The organism is Streptomyces sp. Q2 (assembly GCF_056820935.1).
In genome coordinates this window covers 13,401-31,988 of record NZ_JBXEJE010000008.1, presented here as the reverse complement: position 1 = coordinate 31,988, position 18,588 = coordinate 13,401, and the positions used below count along the sequence as shown (strand labels likewise).

Here is an 18,588-nt window from a genome sequence, read left to right as displayed (position 1 = left end):
TCGGCCCTGCGGCCGGCGGAAGGAGGTGGTGCGATCGGCTGCGGCTCGCGGTGCGACGGGTGGCTCAAGGCCTCTCGAACGCGCTTTCCGAGCCGTACGAGCGAAGATCTACGGGCGGGTTGTGTCGGATCGGGGAGGACCCGGCATCCGCCGCGTGTCATACGAGTGAACGGGCCATCGCCACCGCCCCCTCGACCGGCGCCACCTCGAGGGGCCTCGGCCGGGCTTCCGGCACGCGCTCGGCCAGGGACGACACGAAGGCGTCGTACAGGGCGGGCTGGGCCAGGACGGTGCTGCCGGCGATCACGACGTCGTCGACCGGGACCCCGCGTGCGGCGAGCCGTTCGACGAGCGCGGCCAGGGCGCGGCCGCCTTCGGTGATGACCGTTCGGGCGAGCGGTGAGCCCGCCTCGGCGGCGGCGAACACCGCGGGTGCGTGCCGGCCCCACTCGGCGGAGACGTCCTCGGCGCTCTCCAGTGCCGCCCCGAGCCCGGGGACCTCGGCGACACCGAACGCGGCGACCAGGGACTTGGCCAGGGCGTCGGGTTCCTCGCCGCGGTCGTGCGCCGCCCACGCGGCCCGTACGGCCTCACGGACGAGACCGGCAGAGCCGCCCTCGTCGCCGAGCACCGCGCCCCAGCCGCCGACCTGGACGGGGCTGCCGTCGTCGAGCCGGCCGACCGCGACCGAACCCGTGCCGGCGACCAGGCCGACACCACGGTCCAGACCCGCCGCGGGGACCAGGAGTTCGGCGTCGCCCATGACCAGGGCGGGCGCGTCGAAGTGGAGTTGCAGAGCGGTGCGGATCTGGGCGCACTGCCGGGGGGTCTCGCAGGCGTGCCCGCCCACCGCGACGGCTGACGGGCGGGCGCCCGTCGGCAGCGCCTCGGCGACCAGCGCGGCCAGCCAGCCGGCCGCGGCCACCGGGTCGTGCGGCCGCCAGCCGCTGCTCGGCCGGACGTGATCGGCGACGGACCGCTCGCCCGCGAAGGCGCGCAGGTGCGTCTTGGTGCCGCCCACGTCAATGCCGACCACGAGCGGGCACGAGGGAGGAGAGTCCTGCACGGAACCTCTTTCGTCGTTGCGCTTGGCTGCGACGGTGGGCGAACCGTGCCTGGAACAGGGGGAGTTGAAGAACTCGGGAAGCCCCGGGACGGGCCTCTGACGGACCACGGCAGGCGAGTACCGTGACGTTCGTTAGGAAGTTAACTAACGAAGTACAGTGCGTGTCAAGAGGCATCGCGCACTCCACCGGAACGGCCCGTCCGGGCCGCCGAGAGGCGGGGAATCCGCGACGCCAGGGCATCCCATCGCCGCATCCCCCCGACCCGATCGACCCGGGAGCGCGGCCCTTGACCTGTGTGGGAGAACTGTGGAACACGACGTGGCGAAAGCCCCCCGCCTGACCGAGAGCGCGAGCGCGGTGTTCGCCGTGCTGGCCGGGGCGGGCAGGGCGACCCGCCCGCAGCTCGCGAGCCTGGCGGGCCTGTCCAAGCCGACGGTGTCCTCCGCCGTGGCGGAACTGGAGAACGCCCGGCTCGCCGCCTGCTCCGGCACCGCCTCCGGCGGCACGGGCCGCAGCGCCGCCGTATACGGCCTCGGTCCGGCGGCCGGGGCCGTGCTCGCCGTCGACCTCGGTCCCGCCCTCACCCGGGTGCGCGGCTGCGCCCTGGACGGCACCCTGCTCGCCCAGGCCACCGGCGCCCGGCAGGAGGCCGCCGACGTCGTGCGCGAGGCCCTCTTCGCCCTGCCCGCCGGGGCCCCGCTGCGCAGCATCGTCGTCGCCGTCGGTGACGTCACCGCGCCGCAGGAGGGAGGCGCCGGTATGCGGCCCGCGACCGCCAAGGCGGGCCCGGTCTTCGACGCCGTGGCCGTCGCGCTGCCCGCGGGTGTTCCCGTTCACCTGGAGAACAACGTGAATTGCGCCGCGCTCGCGGAGCTGCACGAGGGTGCCGCGCGCGGCCACCACACCTTCGGCTATCTGCGGATCGGCGTGGGCATCGGTCTCGGCATCGTGGTCGGCGGTCAGGTGCTGCGCGGGGCCAACGGTGCCGCGGGAGAGATGGCCCGGCTGCCCTACCCCTGGGACGACGACCGCGATCCGCGCCAGGAGGCCCTGGAGGAGTACATCGGCGCACGCTCGCTGCTGCGGCGGGCCGCCGAGGCCTGGCAGGACACCGACGGGCCGCGTCCCCGTACCGCCGAGCGGCTCTTCGCCGCAGCCGCCGAGGGGCGGGCCACGGCTCGCGCCGTCGTCGGCCGTCATGCCACGGACGTGGGCCGCCTGGCCGCCGCCGTGACCGCCGTACTGGACCCGGGACTGATCGTGCTGGGCGGCAGCACCGGCGCGGACCCGCAGCTCCTGCCCGGTGTGCGGGCCGAACTGGCACGGCTGAGCTGGCCCACCGAGGTGGTCAGCAGCACGGTCGGGGACCTCGGCACGGTCGTGGGTGCCTCCCGGCTCGCCGTCGCCCGGGGAGTCCAAACCGTGACCGAGGCCGTGGGGGAGAAGGATTGACGGCTTCCAACTCGATCTGCCAATGTCCGGACAAGCGCTTTCTAAGCCGGTCGGGACACCGGCTTGGGGTGAGCGTCCCGCCCGTACCCGAGGTACGGCAGCCACGCGATGGCGTGCTCGCGTGACGACGGCCATGGCGGCCGGGGATCCCACCCGTCAGGATGGCGCGGCCGGGCGAGGCCGTGCTCCGGAAAGCGATATTCCCTTCAAAATGCACCCGTGCCGCCTCGGCTGGCGCCGTGCTCCGTCCCCTACCGAAAAAAAGGGATCGAAGATGACCACTGTGGGTGTGCGGCGCTCTCGCCGACTCGGCCGCGGCGGTATGCGCCGCCTGGCTCCCCTCGCTGCCGTTGCCACGGCAGGTGCCCTGCTGCTCTCCGCCTGTGGAGGGGGATCCGACTCGGGCGGGACCTCCAAGTCGCTGACGTTCTGGATCTCCACGGTTCCGGGGCAGGACGCGGGCTGGAAGAAGATGGTGGCGCAGTACGAGAAGGAAACCGGCGTCAAGGTCAAGCTCGTCAACATCCCCTACGACGGCTACGACGCGAAGCTGCGCAACGCCGCGCAGGCGAGCTCCCTGCCCGACGTGGCGGCGGTGCCGAAGCTGGACCCGATCTGGTCGAACAAGCTGCTCGACCTCAGCTCCATCGCCAACAACAAGACCAACAAGATCAACGCCAACTTCGTCGCCAAGGACTCGTCCGGCAAGGTGCTGTCCATCCCCTCGGACGTCACCGCGTCCGGCATGTTCATCAACAAGTCGCTCTTCGAGAAGGCCGGCGTCTCCTACCCGACGTCGCCGTCCAAGACCTGGACCTGGACCGAGTTCATCAAGGCGGCGAACGAGGTCCGGGAGAAGACCGACGCCAAGTACTCCCTGACGTTCGACCAGTCGCCGTCCAGACTCCGCGCCATGGTGTACGAGATGGGCGGGCAGTACATGCACGCGGACTCCTCCGGCAAGTTCTCGGCGGACGAGGCGACCAAGAAGGCCGTGAACACCTTCGTCGGATGGAACGACGACAAGACCATGCCGAAGTCGGTGTGGACCAGCGGCGCCGACCCGTCGGCCATGTTCCAGAGCGGTGACGTCGTCGCCTACTGGTCCGGTGTGTGGCAGGTCGCCTCCTTCGCGGAGAGCGTCACGAAGTTCGAGTGGGCGAGCGTCCCGACCCCCGCCGAGCCGGTGCAGGCCAGCGACGTCAACAGCGGCGGCATGACGGTGGGCTTCAACAACAACGCGGACGCGGCCAAGGCCGCGACGGACTTCCTGTCCTGGCTGTACGAGCCGGCCCACTACCAGGCGCTGTGCGAGGCGTCCGGGTTCCTGCCCGTCGAGACCGGTCTGAACCCGACGTACCCCTTCAAGTCCGAGGCGGCGCAGGCGGCGTTCAAGCTCTACAACGAGTCGATCCCGCTCTACGCCCCCATCTCCGGCTACTTCAACGTCGCGCAGACGAACTGGGCGCTGAAGGGCAAGAGCCTCACCGACGACCCGACCAAGGCGGAGATCGGCAAGGCGATCAACGGTGAGCAGTCGGCCGACAAGGCCCTGGAGAACATCGTGGCCGGCTACAACCAGCAGGTCGGCGGCGCATCGTAGGCCCCAGGTCCGGGCGGCGGTACGAGCCACCGCCGCCCGGACCTGGACGTCCGCGTGATGCCGGGCTCATGGCGTGAGCCCACGGCAATCCCATCCACCAGCACGGAGTCAGGAAGATGACAAAACGAGCCTCGGACGTGTCCGTGAGCCCGCCCAGGAGCCGCAGTAAGTACACCCTCGCGCCGCTCGTCCTCATCGCGGCCAATGTCGTGCTCTTCGCGCTGTTCTTCGTCTGGCCGGCGGTGATCGGGCTCGTTTACTCCTTCACGAACTACACGGGCGTAGGGGCGTTCCAGTTCGTCGGACTGGACAACTACCAGAAGCTGCTCGGGGACTCGACCTTCTACGCCGCGACGACCCGCACGCTGCTGTACACCGTGCTCTTCGTTCCGCTGAACTTCGTGTTGTCGCTGCTCATCGCCAACGTGGTGGTGAGCAAGCACGCCAAGGGCGCGTCGTTCGCCCGCCTCTTCTTCTTCATCCCGTGGCTTCTGTCACCCATCATCGTGGGTGTCCTGTGGCGATGGCTGTTCGGTGAGAACTTCGGACTGGTCAACTACCTCATCGAGAAGGTCGGCGGGAGCGCCGTTCCGTGGCAGTCGAACGCGGACCTGTCACTGATCGTGGTCGTGGTGGCGGCAGCCTGGGCCTGGACGGGCTTCTCCATGCTGCTGTTCATCGCGGCGATCAAGAACGTACCGACGTCGTACTACGAGGCGGCCGCGCTCGACGGCGCCGGTCCGTGGCGCCAGTTCATCAGCATCACACTGCCGAGCATCGCGCCCACCTCGTTCATCGTCATCCTGCTCAACACGATCCACGCGATGAAGGAATACGCGGTGTTCGCCTCCCTCAACAACGGCGGACCCGGAACGTCGAACAACCTGCTTGTCCAGTACATCTACCAGACTGGGTTCAAGGCAGGCCAGATCGGCTACGCGAGCGCCGCGTCGTTCGTGCTCATGCTCATCCTGATGGCCGTCGCGATCATCCAGATGATGGTCAACCGGCGGGTGGAGAACCGATGACAACCACAGACATGCCGCGCAAGGTCGACGCCGACTCCGTACGGGCCGTCTCCAAGAAGAGGCCCCGTGGCTCGGCAACCGGCGGGCTTCGGCGCGCGATTCCCGCGACGACACTGCTGTGGGTCCTGGCGGCCCTCTACGGGATCCCGGTGCTGTGGTTCGTCCTCAGCTCCTTCAAGCCGGCGGGAGACCTGTTCTCCCTTCCGCTGACGGTGTTCCCGGACGACCCCACCGTGTCGGGTTACAAGGAAGCGTGGGCAAGCGCCAACTTCGCCCAGTACTTCATCAACACGACCCTCGTGTGTGTGATCGCGACGATCCTCACGGTGGGAGTCAGCTGCTGTACCGGGTACGCGCTGGCCAAGTACGACAACAAATGGCTCAAGGCCTTCTTCCTCTGCATCCTGGCCACCACGATGCTGCCGGCCGAGGTCATGCTCGCCCCGCTGTTCCTGGTGGTCCGCGACCTCGGCTTCTACAACTCGCTCGCCGGCATCATCCTCCCGGCCCTGCTCACCGCGACCGGGTGCTTCATGTTCCGCCAGTTCTTCCTGACGGTCCCCGACGAGCTCATCGAGGCCGCCCGCATCGACGGCGCCCGTGAGCTGTCGATCTTCCTGCGGATCATGGTGCCGCTCTCCCGGCCCATCATGCTGACGCTCGCCATCCTGTCGTTCCAGTGGCGGTGGAACGACTACATCTGGCCGCTGTTGATGCTCAACGACCCCGAGAAGTTCACCGTGCAGATCGGCATCCAGAGCCTCGTAGGGGCGCAGAACATCAACTGGTCGGTGCTGCTCGGCGGTTCGGTCATCTCCATGATCCCGCTGATCGTCGTCTTCCTGGTGTTCCAGAAGTACGTCATGAACGCCGACATCAACGCCGGCCTGAAGGACTGACCTTGCCCACCCCGCTCGATCACGAGTTCGTCCGCGCGGTGGCCCGCGCCGCCGACCGGCTGGCCGCCCCGCTCGCGGCCCGCCCCGACGAGGAACCCGCCGGTGTGCCGCACCGTGGTCTGGCGCGACGGGTGAAGACCCTGGTCGCGGCATACCGCTCCCCGGACTCGGTACTGCACGGCAGCGGGCAGGCCATCGCCGCCGCGACGACCCACCTCCGCGCCCTGCGGGCCACGCAGACCACCACCGGCCTCTTCGCCGGCGGCGACAACGTGCAGTCGCCGCCGGACTCCGGCTTCACCGTCAACGACGTGTGCGACGCGCACGTCCTCGCCGCCGGCGGGGGGCCGGAGCTGCGCGACGTCACGGCCGCGCTCGCCGAGATCGCCCGCGCCGCCACGGGCAGCCTCCTCACCGGCGGGGTCCACACCCCGAACCACCGCTGGGAACTGTGCGCGGCGCTGGCCCGGCTGCACCGGTCGTTCCCGGACGACCGGCTGCTCGACCGCGTCGAGGAGTGGCTCGCCGAGGGCGTCGACATCGACGCGGAGGGCCTGTACTCGGAACGCAGCGCCAACTACGCGGCCCATGTGTCCAACCCGTCGCTGCTCCTGCTGGCCGAGGTCCTCGGCCGCGCCGACCTGCTGTACGCCGTCGAACGCAATCTCGCCACGACCCTGGACCTGATCAGGCCGGACGGCACGGTGGAGACCGTCCACTCGCGACGGCAGGACCAGAACCGCCCGTTTCCGCTGGCGCCCTACCTGCCCCACTACCGGCTGCTCGCGATCCGCACCGGCCGGGGCGACTTCGCCCGGGTGGCGCGGCTGGCGGCCGCCGGCGGTATCGACGACCCCGACCTGCTCGCCGAGACCCTCCTCACCCCGGACCTGTGCCGCGCCCTGCCGGCCCCGACTGCGGAGACCCTTCCGCGGGACCGGTACCTCACCACCGCACGCCTTGCCGCACGCGCCTCGGCCACCGCGCACACGGTGGTGTACGGCGGCTCCGACGTGCCCGAGCACCGGCGCATCCGCTCGGGCCTCGCCTGCAACCCCACCTTCCTGCGCCTGTTCGCCGGCGGGGCCGTCCTCGACGCGGTTCGTCTGACGCGGGGGTTCTTCGACCTGGGCCCGTTCCGCGCCGCCGGCATGCAGCAGCTCGCCGACAACCGGTATGGGCTCACCGAAACCCTCACGGCCGCCTACTACCAGCCGCTCCCGAAGGACGAGAGGCGGGACGACGGTGTCTACCGACTGGTGGACGACGGACGTTTCTCGGCCTCGATGGCCTTCCCGGACCGGCCTCGGGACGAGGTCTCCCAGACGACCCGCGTCGAAGTGGACCTGAGGGAAGACGGTGCCGACCTGCGGATCGACATCAGCGGACCACGGGTCCCCTGGGCCCTGGAACTGACCTTCCGTCCGGGCGGTGTGCCAGAGGGCGCCGTACCGATCGGCGACGGACGCTGGTGCCTGACGACCGGGCCGATGACGTACCGGGTCGGTGACGACGAGATCCGGGTCGAGGCCGACGTGGAGGCAGGCGAACCGCTCGCCGGGCCGGACCGGAGCGACGTACTGCGCTACGACCCGGGTCAGGACTACACCGTGGTGGGCGGCACCGACGCGACGACCGGGAACCGGGTGTACATCGGTGGACTCGGCCCGCACACACTGACCGTCGCACTGCACGCCCGTCGGCCCGCACCTGTCGTGTGACCCCGACGACCATGGCCACTCAGGCATGAAGGGTTGACCCCGGTGAACCTCACGCACCAGCGCGGCCCGCTGCACGAGCTGCCGGACACGCCGGAGGCGTACGACGCCGTCCTCGCCGGATCACCTCGCGCCGAACTCACCCAGGAGCAGGCCGCGTTCGCCCTGGCCGAGGACCCGCGCGGTTACGGCAACCCGGACGTGGGCTGGCGCCACCTGGTCAGCTCGACGGCCCCTGGAGGCCGGCCCGATCACGGACGCGCCGGACGACCTGCACGTCTTCGCGGTGCGCTACGGCTCCCAGGAGCCGTTCACGGTATCCGTCGAGCGGGGCGGGGAAGGGCTGACGGTACGGACGGACGCCTTCACCGCCGTGATCGGGGACCTGGCGGGGGACGCCCACGGGGAGCCGGGCTGACCCTGTGCGAGGCCGACGACTAGGCCGTACTGCCGCGGTCCGCCCACTCGGATGTACGTGCCAAGTATGGTGCCGGCCTCGAACCTGGCCGCATGACGAGGAAGAAGCTGCGCAAAGGCGACAAGGTCACCTGGAAGAGCCACGGGCAGGAGGTCTCCGGGAAGGTCACCAAGAAGATCACAGAGCGTACCGAGGCGGCCGGCCGGACCGTGGACGCCTCGGCCGACGAGCCGCAGTACGAGGTGGAGAGCGACAAGACGGGCCGCTCCGCGGTCCACAAGCCCGACGCCCTGCGCAGGAAGGGCGACGACTCCTGATGGCCGACAAAGGCGACGACCGGGACGCCACGCTCGACGCCTTCGCCGAGGCCGTCAACATGACGCCGAGCCGGCTGGAGAAGTGGCTGGAGACGGACGAGTCCAAGAGCGTAGGCCAGAGCAAGGGCGGCGGGGACGAGGAGAGTGTCGGGCACGCCTCCGGGCGGCGGATCGTCGAACTGCTCCGCACCAAGAAGGCCGACCTCGGCGACGACGACGTCGCCCACATGCGCAAAGTGGTCGGGTACGTCCACCGGCACGTCAAGCAGCGCCCGCCAGGCGACGTCACCGACACCCCGTGGCGCCACTCCCTCATGAACTGGGGGCACGACCCCCTCGCCTAGAGCCACCCGGCAGACCGGACCGCTCGCGGTCCGGCGCGGCACGGCGACGGACCGCCCCCTCCGGCTGCCGCCCCTCCTGCCGCCGCACCTGCGGCTGTCCCACGACGTCCCCCACGACCAGGTCCGCCCCCTCCCGCGTCGCGGCGACCAGCTCGGCGTTGCGCTCGTCGGAACCCAGCACCCACGCCACCGCCTCCTCGTGGCCCTTGCCGAACTCCTCGTGCCGGGCGACCAGTCGGCGCAGGCGCTCGTCCTCGTCGGGCTCGCAGAACCACACCTCGTCCAGCTCGGCCCGGACCCGTGCCCACGCGCCCGTGTCCAGCAGCAGGTAGTTGCCCTCCGTCACGACCAGCCGGGCGGTCGGGGGCACCGGGATCGCCCCCGCGATCGGCTGCTCCAGCACCCGTTCGAAGCCGGGCGCGTACACGGTCTCGCCGTCCGGATCCTGGTGGCGCAGCCGCCGCAGCAGCGCCGCGTACCCCGCCGCGTCGAAGGTGTCGGGCGCGCCCTTGCGGTGGCGTCGGCCGAGCCGGTCGAGTTCGACGTCGGCGAGGTGGAAGCCGTCCATGGGGACGTGCGCCACCCACGGGTCACCGTCGGCGTTGAGCGCCCGCACCAGGTTCTCGGCGAGCGTCGTCTTGCCGGCGCCCGGACTGCCGGCGATACCGAGGAGCGCACGGCGGCCGTGGCGGGTGAGGGCACGGGCGCGGGTGAGGAGGTCGTCGAAGGTCAGTGGCACGCGTCCGAGTCTGTCACCCGGCGTCGAGTCGATGACTTCGGGCGGGCAGGGCACTCTGGTGCGGGGGAGAGGAGGGAGCCACCCATGTCCGACGACCAGGCGCAGATCCGCACACTGATCACCCACTGGGCCGAAGCCGTCCACCGGGGCGACCTCGACGGCGTCCTCGCCGGCCACGCCGAGGACCTCGTGATGTTCAACGTGACGCCGCCCCACGAGGGCATCCACGGCCTGGCCGCCTACGGGGCGACCTGGCCGCCGTTCTTCGCGTGGCAGGCCCAGGGCGCCTGCTTCGACATCGAGACCCTTGACGTCACGGCCGGCACCGACGTCGCCTACGCCCACGCGCTGCTGCGCTGCGCCTCACCCGAGGAACTCGCCGAGCACCCCGGCGTGCGCCTGAGGCTGACCTTCGGTCTGCGCAAGGAACGCGGCCGCTGGCTGGTCGCCCACGAGCACCACTCGTTCCCGCACGACTGACCCGGCGCACAAGAGGGGCGTAAGAGTCCGTCGTGAAGTGCGCCCGGTGTGGCGTGCGCCACTCACTGGACCCGCTCTGGCGGGGAACCGTGTCTGTATGACGGAGCTCGGTCTTCCCGAAGACATCCTGGCCTGCCTCTTCGACCTCGACGGTGTGGTCACCAAGACGGCCGTCGTGCACGCGGCCGCGTGGAAGGAGATGTTCGACGCGTTCCTGCGCGAACGCGAGGGCGAGCAGTTCCGGCCGTTCGGCGACGCCGACTACGACGAGTACGTCGACGGCCGCCCCCGGGCCGACGGCGTCCGCACCTTCCTCGCCTCCCGCGGCATCGAACTGCCCGAAGGCGGCCCGGACGACCCGCCGAGCGCCCCGACGGTCCACGGCCTGGGCAACCGCAAGAACGACCTGGTGCTGGAGAAGATCCGCACCGACGGCGTCGAGGCCTACGACGGCACCCTGCGCTACCTCGAAGCGGTCCGCGCACGCGGCCTGCGCACCGCGATCGTCTCCTCCAGCGCCAACTGCCGCGACGTGCTGCGCGCCATCGACGCCGAGGGCTACTTCGACGTGCGCGTCGACGGTGTGGTGGCCGCCGAGCGGAAACTGCCGGGCAAGCCGCGCCCCGACACCTTCCTCGCCGCCGCCCACGACCTGGGTGTCGATCCCTCGCGCTGCGCCGTCTTCGAGGACGCCCTGGCGGGCATGGACGCGGGCCGTTCCGGCCACTTCGGACACGTCGTCGGTGTCGACCGGGTCGGGCAGACCGACGCCCTGTACGCGCACGGCGCGAACGTCGTCGTCAAGGACCTGGCCGAGCTGGGAGGCAAGGCGTGATCACCGAAAGGGCGTACACCGTCGAACCCTGGGCCGTGCGCGAGAGGGACCTCGACCTTGACGTCCTCGCCCAGAGCGAGTCCGTGTTCGCGCTGTCCAACGGCCATGTCGGCTGGCGCGGCAACCTCGACGAGGGCGAACCCCACGGCCTGCCCGGCTCCTACCTCAACGGCGTGCACGAACTGCACCCGCTGCCCTACGCCGAGGCGGGCTACGGCTACCCGGAGTCCGGTCAGACCGTCATCAACGTCACCAACGGCAAGGTGCTGCGGCTGCTGGTCGACGACGAGCCCTTCGACCTGCGCTACGGCCGGCTCGTCGCCCACGAACGCACCCTGGACCTGCGCGGGGGAGTCCTCGAGCGGACCTGCGAATGGATCTCGCCGGCCGGCTCGCGCATCCGGGTGCGCTCCACTCGGCTCGTCTCGCTCACGCAGCGGGCGATCGCGGCCGTGGCCTACGAGGTGGAACCCGTCGACAGCCGGACCCGCGTGGTGATCCAGTCGGAACTCGTCGCCAACGAGAGCCTGCCCGAGCCGAACGGCGACCCGCGCGCCGCCCAGGCCCTGAAGTCGCCCCTGGAGCCCGAGGAGGACTTCGCCTCCGGTCCCCGGCTGCGTCTGGTGCACCGTACCCGCCGCAGCGGCTTCCGGGTCGCCGTGGCCGCCGACCACGTCATCGACGGACCCGAGCGGACCACGACCGACAGCGAGAGCAACGTGGACGTGTCCCGGCTGACGGTCACCTCCGTCCTGGAGCCCGGGCAGCGGCTGCGGGTCGAGAAGCTCGTCGCCCACGGCTGGTCCGGCGCCCGCTCCCGGCCCGCCATGAGCGACCAGGTCGAGGCGGCGCTGGCGGCTGCCGCGCACAGCGGCTGGCAGGGCCTGCTGGACGAACAGCGGGCCTACCTCGACGACTTCTGGGCCCGTGCCGACGTCGAGGTGGACGGCGACGAGGAGATCCAGCAGGCCGTTCGCTTCGCCCTCTTCCACGTCCTGCAGGCCGGCGCCCGCGCCGAACAGCGGGCCATCCCCGCCAAGGGCCTGACCGGGTCCGGCTACGACGGGCACGCCTTCTGGGACACCGAGGCCTTCGTCCTGCCGCTGCTCACCTACACCGCGCCCGACTCCGTCGCCGAGGCGCTGCGCTGGCGGCAGAACACCCTGCCCGCCGCCCGGGAACGGGCCCAGCAACTCGGCCTCGCCGGCGCCGCGTTCCCCTGGCGGACCATCGAGGGCTCGGAAGGGTCCGCGTACTGGCCCGCCGGCACGGCCGCCTTCCATGTGAACGCGGCCATAGCCGACGCCGTGGTGCGCTACACGGCGGCCACCGGCGACACCCACTTCGAACGGGACACCGGCGTCGAGCTCCTGGTGGAGACCGCCCGCCTGTGGCGCTCGCTCGGCCACCACGACCACCACGGCGTCTTCCACATCGACGGCGTCACCGGCCCCGACGAGTACAGCGCGGTCGCCGACGACAACCTGTACACCAACCTCATGGCCAGGGCGAACCTGCTGTCAGCCGCCGACGCCTGCGAACGTCACCCGGACCAGGCGGCCCGGCTCGGAGTCGACGCGGAGGAGAGCGCCGCCTGGCGGGACGCCGCCGAGGCCGTGCACATCCCCTACAACGACGATCTCGGCGTCCACGAACAGCACGCCGGCTTCACCCGCTACCAGCGCTGGGACTTCGCCGGCACGAGCGCCGACCAGTACCCGCTGCTGCTGCACTTCCCCTACTTCGACCTCTACCGCAAGCAGGTCGTCAAGCAGGCCGACCTGGTCCTGGCGATGTACACGTGCAGCGGCTGGTTCGAGGAGTTCCACGACGAGGAGCAGATCGCCCGCAACTTCGCCTACTACGAGCCCCTGACGGTTCGGGACTCCTCGCTCTCGGCATGCTGCCAGGCGGTCGTCGCCGCCCAGGCCGGCCACCTCTCTCTCGCCTACGACTACACCGCCGAGGCCGCCCTGATGGACCTCGCCGACCTGGAGCAGAACACCCGCGACGGACTGCACATCGCCTCGCTGGCCGGTACCTGGACCGCTCTGGTCGCCGGATTCGGCGGCCTGCGCCGCGACGGCGACTCGCTCCGCTTCGCCCCGCGCCTGCCCGACAGGTTCAGCCGGCTCGCCTTCACCCTCCAGCTCCTCGGCCGTCGCCTGCGCGTGGAGATCGGCCCGGACAAGGCCACGTACACGCTGGTCTCGGGCGACCCCCTGACCATCCGCCACCACGGCACCCCGCTGACCGTGAACGGTGACGGTCCCGTCGTCCGCGCGGTCCCGGCGCAGAAGCCGCGCCCGGCCCCGGAACAGCCGCCGCACCGCATCCCCAACGCGCGCTGACGACGCGGGAGTCCAGTCGGAGTCAAGGTCCTGCAGGCCCGCGAACCGGGCCTGCAGGACCTCGACGCGTGGGTGGCCGCGCCGCTCGAAGCCGTCCCCGCCGGAGCTTCAGGCAACTGGCCGAACCCGACCCTGCACATCCGTCCGAAGCGGGTTAATTTGTCCATGATTCCTGTTTGGTGCAACGTGTAGGGGGAGGGGTGGACGATGGCCCACGGTACGCACGCGAGGTTCGTCGGATCGCGACGCGGCGAACCGGCGCCCGTGCCCGGCAGGTCCTGGCGCACCCGCGGCGAGTGGCTGCTCGCGGCCGTGGCCGGCGTCTTCACGCTCGCCCAACTGCTCCTCGTACGCCCGGGCATGGGTCTCGGCTGGGACGAGACGGTGTACGTCAGCCAGGTCGGCACCCAGGCTCCGGCGGCCTTCTTCAGTGCCCCCCGCGCCCGGGGCGTCTCCCTGCTGATGGCGCCGGTGGCGTCCTGGTCGACCTCCACCGAGTTGCTGCGCGTCTACCTCGCCGTGCTCTCGGGCCTTGGCCTCTACCTGGCGCTGCGCGTGTGGCGGGGCATGTTCCCGGCCCGAATCCTGGCTCTGGGCGGCGCCCTCTTCGCCTCCTTGTGGATCACGCTCTTCTACGGCCCGCAGGCCATGCCCAACTACTGGGTCGCCATCGGTGCCCTGGTCTGCGTCGGCTGTTTCCTGCGCGCCCGCGCCGGCCGGGACCGGGCGGCCCTGTGGGGCGTCGCCGCGGGCGCCGCGCTCATGGCGTGGATGCGGCCCGCCGACGCCGTGTGGGTCGCGCTGCCGCTGCTCGTCCTGGTGGCGGCGGCTCGCCGGTGGCGGCCGGCGCTCGCGCTCCTGGGCGGGCTGGTCGCGGGTGCGGGACAGTGGGTGATCGAGGCGTACACCGACTACGGCGGCCTGGGCCGGCGACTGTCCGAGGCCTCCGACATCCAGGGCGGACTCGGGTGGCACCTCGCCGTCGACGACCAACTGCGCAGCCTGGTCGGACGGACCCTGTGCCGCCCGTGCACCGGACCGATGCCGAACCCGGCGGTCATGGTCTGGTGGTTCGTCCTGCCGCTGCTCGCCGCCCTCGCACTGGTGGTCGCGGCGCGGGCGCGGCGCACCGCCCCCACGTTGTTGCCGCTGGCCTGCGCCACGACGGCCGCCGTGCCGTACCTGTTCATGATCGGGTACGCAGCCCCCCGCTTCCTGCTGCCCGCCTACGCGCTGCTCGCGATCCCGGTCGCGAACGCCCTGCTCCACCTGGTCACCACGAAGGCCGGGCGATGGCGGCCGGTGGCGGTGGCCCTGGTCGGCGTCGGGCTGGCCGGGCATCTGGCGGTGCAGTACGCCGTCCTGGACCACACCGTGGACCGCACCACGGCCGACCGCCGCGACTGGGCACGCACCGCCGCCCACCTGCACCGCCTCGGCGTCCGCCCGCCGTGCCTGCTCACCGGCCGCGAGGCGATCCCCGTCGGCTACTACACCGGCTGTTCCTCGGCGGCGACCGGCGGCCCGAACGCCAACAGCACCCGGGCGGACATCCTGCGCACCGCCCGCCGCATGCCGACCGCCGTTCTCACGCGGCCCCGCGCCGCGCCCCCCTCGTACGCCCGCGACTGGGAGACCCACCGGTCCGCGGGACTGGACCTGCACATCGCGCCGACGCCGGCCCGCCGGGACGGGCCCGGATGACGTCCGAGCAGGTCACCGTCGAGCCCACCCGCAGACGTGCCCCCTGGCACACCGCCCTCGCCCTCGTTGTCTTGGTGACCGCCGCCTGCCTGGCCCGGCGGCACTGGCCCGTGCTGGAGACCGGCGCCCTCCGGCTCGCCGTGGCCGACCAGGGCTGGCTGCTGGTCGGCGCCACGGCCACGGGCGCGACCTGGCTCTGCTCGGCGCTCGCCCAACAGGGCGCCGTGCCCGGGCGGCTGCCGCCGGGGCGGCTCGTGGCCACCCAGTTCGCCGCCTCGGCCGCCAACCACGTCCTGCCCGCCGGGCTCGGCGCGAGTGCGGTGAACCTGCGCTTCCTGATGCGCTGCGGGATGCCGGCCGGCCGCTCGGCGACCGCGGTCGCGGTCAAGGGCGCGGCCGGCGCCCTCGCGCGGGGCGCCCTGATCGCCGTACTCGCCACCGTCTGCCCGGGAGTCCTGCGGATCCCGCCCGGCTGGGGCGGACGGGCGGCCCTCGCCGGCGCGACGCTCGCCGGCATGGTCCTGCTGGGCGTCCGGCTCCGGCCGCGATGCCGGCGTGCCCTCGGCGTCGTGCTGGCGGACGTCCGGGCCATCCACGCGCGGCCGCGGCGGGCGGCGGCCCTGTGGGGCGGCTCGCTGGCGTTCGTCCTGCTGCACGCCCTCGTCCTGATCGCCGTCACCCGGGCCGTCGCGCTGCCACTGGCCCCGGCCCTGGTGGCGCTGCTCTACCTCGCCGCGAGCTGCGCCGCCGCCCTGCTGCCCACCCCGGGCGGCCTCGGCTCCCTCGATGCCGCGCTCGGCCTCGCCCTCGCCGCGGCCGGAGCGCCCCCGTCCGCGGCCGCCTCCGCGGTGCTCGGCTACCGCCTGTTGACCATGTGGCTTCCGTTGGTGCCGGGCCTGTTGGTGCTCGGGATCCTGATCCGGCGCAAGGCGCTGTGACCGTCCCCCGGCGTTTCCCGGCCGCCCGCTTCTGGTAGGAGTCCGGTTGTCGGGCCGCGGACGAGGGGGGCATGCCATGACAGGAAGCGATCACGGCGGACGGTTGGGGGAGGAGTTCTTCACTCCGGGATCGTCGTCCTTCACCGAGTTCTTGGCCGCGCACCGCCCGGAGTTGCTCAGCACCCGCCGGGTCCTCCCGGACGGCGTGGTCGCCGCGTCCGACCAGGTCCCGCACGGCACCACCGTGCTCGCCCTCACCTACCGGGACGGTGTGCTGATCGCGGGCGACCGCAGAGCCACCATGGGCAACCTCATCGCCCAGCGCGACCTGGAGAAGGTGCACCCCGCGGACGACTACTCGGCGGTCGCCTTCGCCGGCACCGTCGGACTCGCGGTGGACATGGTGAAGCTGTACCAGGTCGAGCTGACGCACTTCGAGAAGATCGAGGGCACGGCGATGACCCTCAACGCGAAGGCGCGCCGCCTGGCCGGCATGATCCGGCAGAACCTCGGCCAGGCCATGCAGGGTCTCGCCGTCGTACCGCTCCTGACCGGCTACGACCCCTCGGCCCCCGAGGGCGAGCGGGGCCGTATCTTCAGCTTCGACGTCGTCGGCGGGCTGTACGAGAAGACCGACTTCCATGCCGAGGGGTCCGGATCGCCGTACGCCCGGGGCGCGTTGAAGAAGCTGTTCCACAAGGGCATGGACCGGCGCGAGGCCGCCCTGGCAGCGCTCCACGCGCTGTACGACGCCGCCGACGACGACTCCGCGACCGGCGGCCCGGACATCCACCGCCGGATCTTCCCCGTCGTCTCGGTCATCACCGAGGACGGCTTCGAGCGGTTGCCCGAACCGGAGACGGAGCGGCTGAGCCGCGAGATGGTCGAGCAACGCCGCGGCAGGCCGGACGGACCGAACGTGACGGCGTGACCCGCGACTTCCTGACCGGGCACTTTCCCCACCCGTGGTGAAGACCTGTCACGGGCTTTACTGCACATGACTTGCAGCTGCCGGAGGATGGCACAAGGCTGCTCGACGCGGCCGTTGGTACGACAGGAAGATCCTCCCCCCGATGACGGCCGGCCCTGATTCCGCTCCGCCCCTCCTCCCCGCCACCGCCCCCGAGAGGGGCTCGGCCCGGCACCGCGTCCTCGGCTCCATGACGCGGCAGGAGTGGGTCAGGGTGGGAGGGATGGCCGTCGTGGTCGTGGCGCTGCACGTGATCGGCTGGTTCACGCTGGTCGTGATCGTCGCGCCGCACCACTACGGCATCGGCGAGAGGTCCTTCGGCATCGGCATCGGCGTCACGGCGTACACGCTCGGCATGCGGCACGCCTTCGACGCCGACCACATCGCGGCGATCGACAACACCACCCGCAAGCTGATGGGCCAGGGGCAGCGACCGCTGTCGGTCGGCTTCTGGTTCTCGCTCGGCCACTCCAGCGTCGTCTTCGCCCTGGCACTGCTGCTCTCGCTCGGCGTGAAGACACTCGCCGGACCCGTCCGCGATGACAACTCCCGGCTCCACGACATCACCGACCTGATCGGTACGACCGTCTCCGGGGCCTTCCTCTACCTCATCGCGGCGATCAACCTGGTCATCCTCGCCGGGATCTGGAAGGTGTTCCGGCAGATGCGCTCGGGTCACTACGACGAGGCCGCCCTGGAGGACCAGCTGAACAACCGCGGCTTCATGAACCGCCTCCTCGGCCGGGTCATGAAGTCCATCACCAGCCCCTGGCAGATGTACCCGCTCGGCCTGCTCTTCGGCCTCGGCTTCGACACCGCCACCGAGATCGCCCTGCTCGTCCTGGCCGGGTCCGGCGCCGCCTCCGGCCTGCCCTGGTACGCCATCCTGTGTCTGCCCGTCCTGTTCGCCGCCGGCATGTCCCTCCTCGACACGATCGACGGCACCTTCATGAACTTCGCCTACGACTGGGCCTTCTCCCAACCGGTCCGCAAGGTCTACTACAACCTCACCATCACCGGCCTGTCCGTCGCCGTCGCCCTGCTCATCGGCACCGCCGAACTCCTCGGCCTGCTCGCGCGGAGGTTCGGCCTGCACGGCGCCTTCTGGGACTGGATCGCCGGCCTCGACCTGAACGTCCTCGGCTTCGTCATCGTCGGCCTGTTCTTCGCCACGTGGATCGTCGCCCTGGTGGTGTGGAAGGCCGCCCGCATCGAGGAGAAGTGGACGGCGGGCCTGGCGGCAGCCGCGGAGCGCGCGGCCGAGTGAGGCAACAGGGCCTTCCCGCTTGCCGAGAACCGGTCGTGATCACTTCAGTGGCGTAGCGACAGAACGATTCGCCAGGTGAAAGGCCACCTCAAATGATCAGCCGCCGGGGCACACCGGCCATCCTGAGTCGGCAGTCCCACCCTCCACCGACCAGGGAGATTCCCTTGCGTGTTCGTCGTATCGTGACCGGCGCCCTCGGTTCCGCCGCCCTCGTGCTCAGCTCCATGGGCGCGGTGACCACCACCGCTAGCCCCGCGGCGGCCGACCCGTGCGGCTTCTACGAGACCGGCTCGGACGCCTTCTACAACCACTGCACGTCCGACGGTTCACGGGTCGTCATCAAGGTGGAGGTCCCCTTGGCGCCCGACTACGAGCGGTGTGTCGGCCCCGGCAAGTCCTGGCTGGGTTCGGCGAGCAAGATCAGCGGTGCCTACTACGTCGGCCGTACCTGCTGACGA

The 18,588-nt window shown here is 71.3% G+C and carries 17 protein-coding genes and 1 pseudogene; 16 read left to right on the top strand and 2 right to left on the bottom strand.

The genetic code is table 11. The features are described 5' to 3' along the window. Positions 1-157: 157 nt before the first annotated feature. A complete protein-coding gene (locus tag ACWBNA_RS10570; RefSeq protein ID WP_482704016.1) occupies positions 158-1,066 on the bottom strand; it encodes an N-acetylglucosamine kinase in 909 nt (302 codons plus the stop codon). Positions 1,067-1,385: 319 nt separating this feature from the next. On the opposite strand from ACWBNA_RS10570, the gene ACWBNA_RS10565 reads away from it, so the two are divergent. From ACWBNA_RS10565 to ACWBNA_RS10530, 8 genes and pseudogenes are all read left to right on the top strand, one after another. Further along, positions 1,386-2,519 carry an ROK family transcriptional regulator gene (locus ACWBNA_RS10565; RefSeq protein WP_482704015.1) on the top strand — a complete coding sequence of 378 codons (1,134 nt, stop codon included), beginning with the start codon at positions 1,386-1,388 and terminating at the stop codon, positions 2,517-2,519. A 274-nt stretch (positions 2,520-2,793) separates the two neighbouring features. Then, positions 2,794-4,122 (top strand): extracellular solute-binding protein, encoded by a 1,329-nt coding sequence (locus tag ACWBNA_RS10560; protein ID WP_482704014.1) that lies wholly within the window; start codon positions 2,794-2,796, stop codon positions 4,120-4,122. A 116-nt stretch (positions 4,123-4,238) separates the two neighbouring features. Next, complete coding sequence (locus tag ACWBNA_RS10555; RefSeq protein WP_482704013.1) at positions 4,239-5,150, top strand: carbohydrate ABC transporter permease; 912 nt, start codon at positions 4,239-4,241, stop codon at positions 5,148-5,150. Further along, positions 5,147-6,049, top strand: a complete 903-nt coding sequence (locus ACWBNA_RS10550; protein ID WP_482704012.1) for a carbohydrate ABC transporter permease — start codon at positions 5,147-5,149, stop codon at positions 6,047-6,049. The genes ACWBNA_RS10555 and ACWBNA_RS10550 overlap by 4 nt, the downstream gene beginning before the upstream one ends. Before the next feature lie 2 nt (positions 6,050-6,051). Further along, complete coding sequence (locus tag ACWBNA_RS10545) at positions 6,052-7,770, top strand: hypothetical protein (RefSeq protein WP_482704011.1); 1,719 nt, start codon at positions 6,052-6,054, stop codon at positions 7,768-7,770. A gap of 126 nt (positions 7,771-7,896) precedes the next feature. Then, positions 7,897-8,185 (top strand): annotated as a pseudogene (locus ACWBNA_RS10540) (hypothetical protein); the annotation flags it as partial. 92 nt (positions 8,186-8,277) lie between these two features. Next, complete coding sequence (locus ACWBNA_RS10535; RefSeq protein ID WP_482704010.1) at positions 8,278-8,502, top strand: hypervirulence associated TUDOR domain-containing protein; 225 nt, start codon at positions 8,278-8,280, stop codon at positions 8,500-8,502. Further along, positions 8,502-8,846, top strand: coding sequence for a DUF3140 domain-containing protein (locus ACWBNA_RS10530; protein WP_482704009.1), 345 nt, complete (start codon positions 8,502-8,504; stop codon positions 8,844-8,846). Before ACWBNA_RS10535 ends, ACWBNA_RS10530 begins: the two co-directional genes overlap by 1 nt. Here ACWBNA_RS10530 and ACWBNA_RS10525 read toward each other — a convergent pair. Then, complete coding sequence (locus tag ACWBNA_RS10525) at positions 8,815-9,585, bottom strand: nucleoside/nucleotide kinase family protein (protein WP_482704008.1); 771 nt, start codon at positions 9,583-9,585, stop codon at positions 8,815-8,817. The genes ACWBNA_RS10530 and ACWBNA_RS10525 overlap by 32 nt on opposite strands. 84 nt (positions 9,586-9,669) lie before the next feature. Here ACWBNA_RS10525 and ACWBNA_RS10520 point away from each other — a divergent pair, with 84 nt between their 5' ends. The 8 genes from ACWBNA_RS10520 (at position 9,670) to ACWBNA_RS10485 (ending at position 18,585) form a co-directional block, all read left to right on the top strand. Continuing rightward, a complete protein-coding gene (locus ACWBNA_RS10520; protein ID WP_482704007.1) occupies positions 9,670-10,065 on the top strand; it encodes a YybH family protein in 396 nt (131 codons plus the stop codon). Between the two features lie 97 nt (positions 10,066-10,162). Further along, complete coding sequence (locus ACWBNA_RS10515; protein ID WP_482704006.1) at positions 10,163-10,900, top strand: beta-phosphoglucomutase family hydrolase; 738 nt, start codon at positions 10,163-10,165, stop codon at positions 10,898-10,900. Next, on the top strand, positions 10,897-13,251 hold the full coding sequence (locus ACWBNA_RS10510; protein WP_482704005.1) for a glycoside hydrolase family 65 protein: 2,355 nt from the start codon (positions 10,897-10,899) through the stop codon (positions 13,249-13,251). Before ACWBNA_RS10515 ends, ACWBNA_RS10510 begins: the two co-directional genes overlap by 4 nt. A gap of 207 nt (positions 13,252-13,458) precedes the next feature. Then, a complete protein-coding gene (locus ACWBNA_RS10505) occupies positions 13,459-14,955 on the top strand; it encodes a hypothetical protein (RefSeq protein WP_482704004.1) in 1,497 nt (498 codons plus the stop codon). Further along, positions 14,952-15,893 (top strand): lysylphosphatidylglycerol synthase domain-containing protein, encoded by a 942-nt coding sequence (locus tag ACWBNA_RS10500; protein WP_482704003.1) that lies wholly within the window; start codon positions 14,952-14,954, stop codon positions 15,891-15,893. The genes ACWBNA_RS10505 and ACWBNA_RS10500 overlap by 4 nt, the downstream gene beginning before the upstream one ends. 76 nt (positions 15,894-15,969) lie before the next feature. After that, a complete protein-coding gene (gene prcB, locus ACWBNA_RS10495) occupies positions 15,970-16,824 on the top strand; it encodes a proteasome subunit beta (RefSeq protein ID WP_482704002.1) in 855 nt (284 codons plus the stop codon). Between the two features lie 142 nt (positions 16,825-16,966). Continuing rightward, positions 16,967-18,130, top strand: a complete 1,164-nt coding sequence (gene nicT, locus ACWBNA_RS10490) for a Nickel transporter NicT (protein WP_482704001.1) — start codon at positions 16,967-16,969, stop codon at positions 18,128-18,130. Positions 18,131-18,294: 164 nt separating this feature from the next. Beyond that, complete coding sequence (locus tag ACWBNA_RS10485) at positions 18,295-18,585, top strand: DUF6355 family natural product biosynthesis protein (protein ID WP_482704000.1); 291 nt, start codon at positions 18,295-18,297, stop codon at positions 18,583-18,585. Positions 18,586-18,588: the final 3 nt, after the last annotated feature.

What these genes read in the sequence shown, in the direction of transcription:
- ACWBNA_RS10500 (WP_482704003.1), top strand. Translation starts at nt 14,952, where the DNA reads ATGACGTCCGAGCAGGTCACCGTCGAGCCCACCCGCAGACGTGCCCCC.
- ACWBNA_RS10535 (WP_482704010.1), top strand. Translation starts at nt 8,278, where the DNA reads ATGACGAGGAAGAAGCTGCGCAAAGGCGACAAGGTCACCTGGAAGAGC.
- nicT (WP_482704001.1), top strand. Translation starts at nt 16,967, where the DNA reads ATGACGGCCGGCCCTGATTCCGCTCCGCCCCTCCTCCCCGCCACCGCC.
- ACWBNA_RS10560 (WP_482704014.1), top strand. Translation starts at nt 2,794, where the DNA reads ATGACCACTGTGGGTGTGCGGCGCTCTCGCCGACTCGGCCGCGGCGGT.
- ACWBNA_RS10555 (WP_482704013.1), top strand. Translation starts at nt 4,239, where the DNA reads ATGACAAAACGAGCCTCGGACGTGTCCGTGAGCCCGCCCAGGAGCCGC.
- ACWBNA_RS10515 (WP_482704006.1), top strand. Translation starts at nt 10,163, where the DNA reads ATGACGGAGCTCGGTCTTCCCGAAGACATCCTGGCCTGCCTCTTCGAC.
- ACWBNA_RS10520 (WP_482704007.1), top strand. Translation starts at nt 9,670, where the DNA reads ATGTCCGACGACCAGGCGCAGATCCGCACACTGATCACCCACTGGGCC.
- ACWBNA_RS10505 (WP_482704004.1), top strand. Translation starts at nt 13,459, where the DNA reads ATGGCCCACGGTACGCACGCGAGGTTCGTCGGATCGCGACGCGGCGAA.
- ACWBNA_RS10530 (WP_482704009.1), top strand. Translation starts at nt 8,502, where the DNA reads ATGGCCGACAAAGGCGACGACCGGGACGCCACGCTCGACGCCTTCGCC.
- prcB (WP_482704002.1), top strand. Translation starts at nt 15,970, where the DNA reads ATGACAGGAAGCGATCACGGCGGACGGTTGGGGGAGGAGTTCTTCACT.
- ACWBNA_RS10550 (WP_482704012.1), top strand. Translation starts at nt 5,147, where the DNA reads ATGACAACCACAGACATGCCGCGCAAGGTCGACGCCGACTCCGTACGG.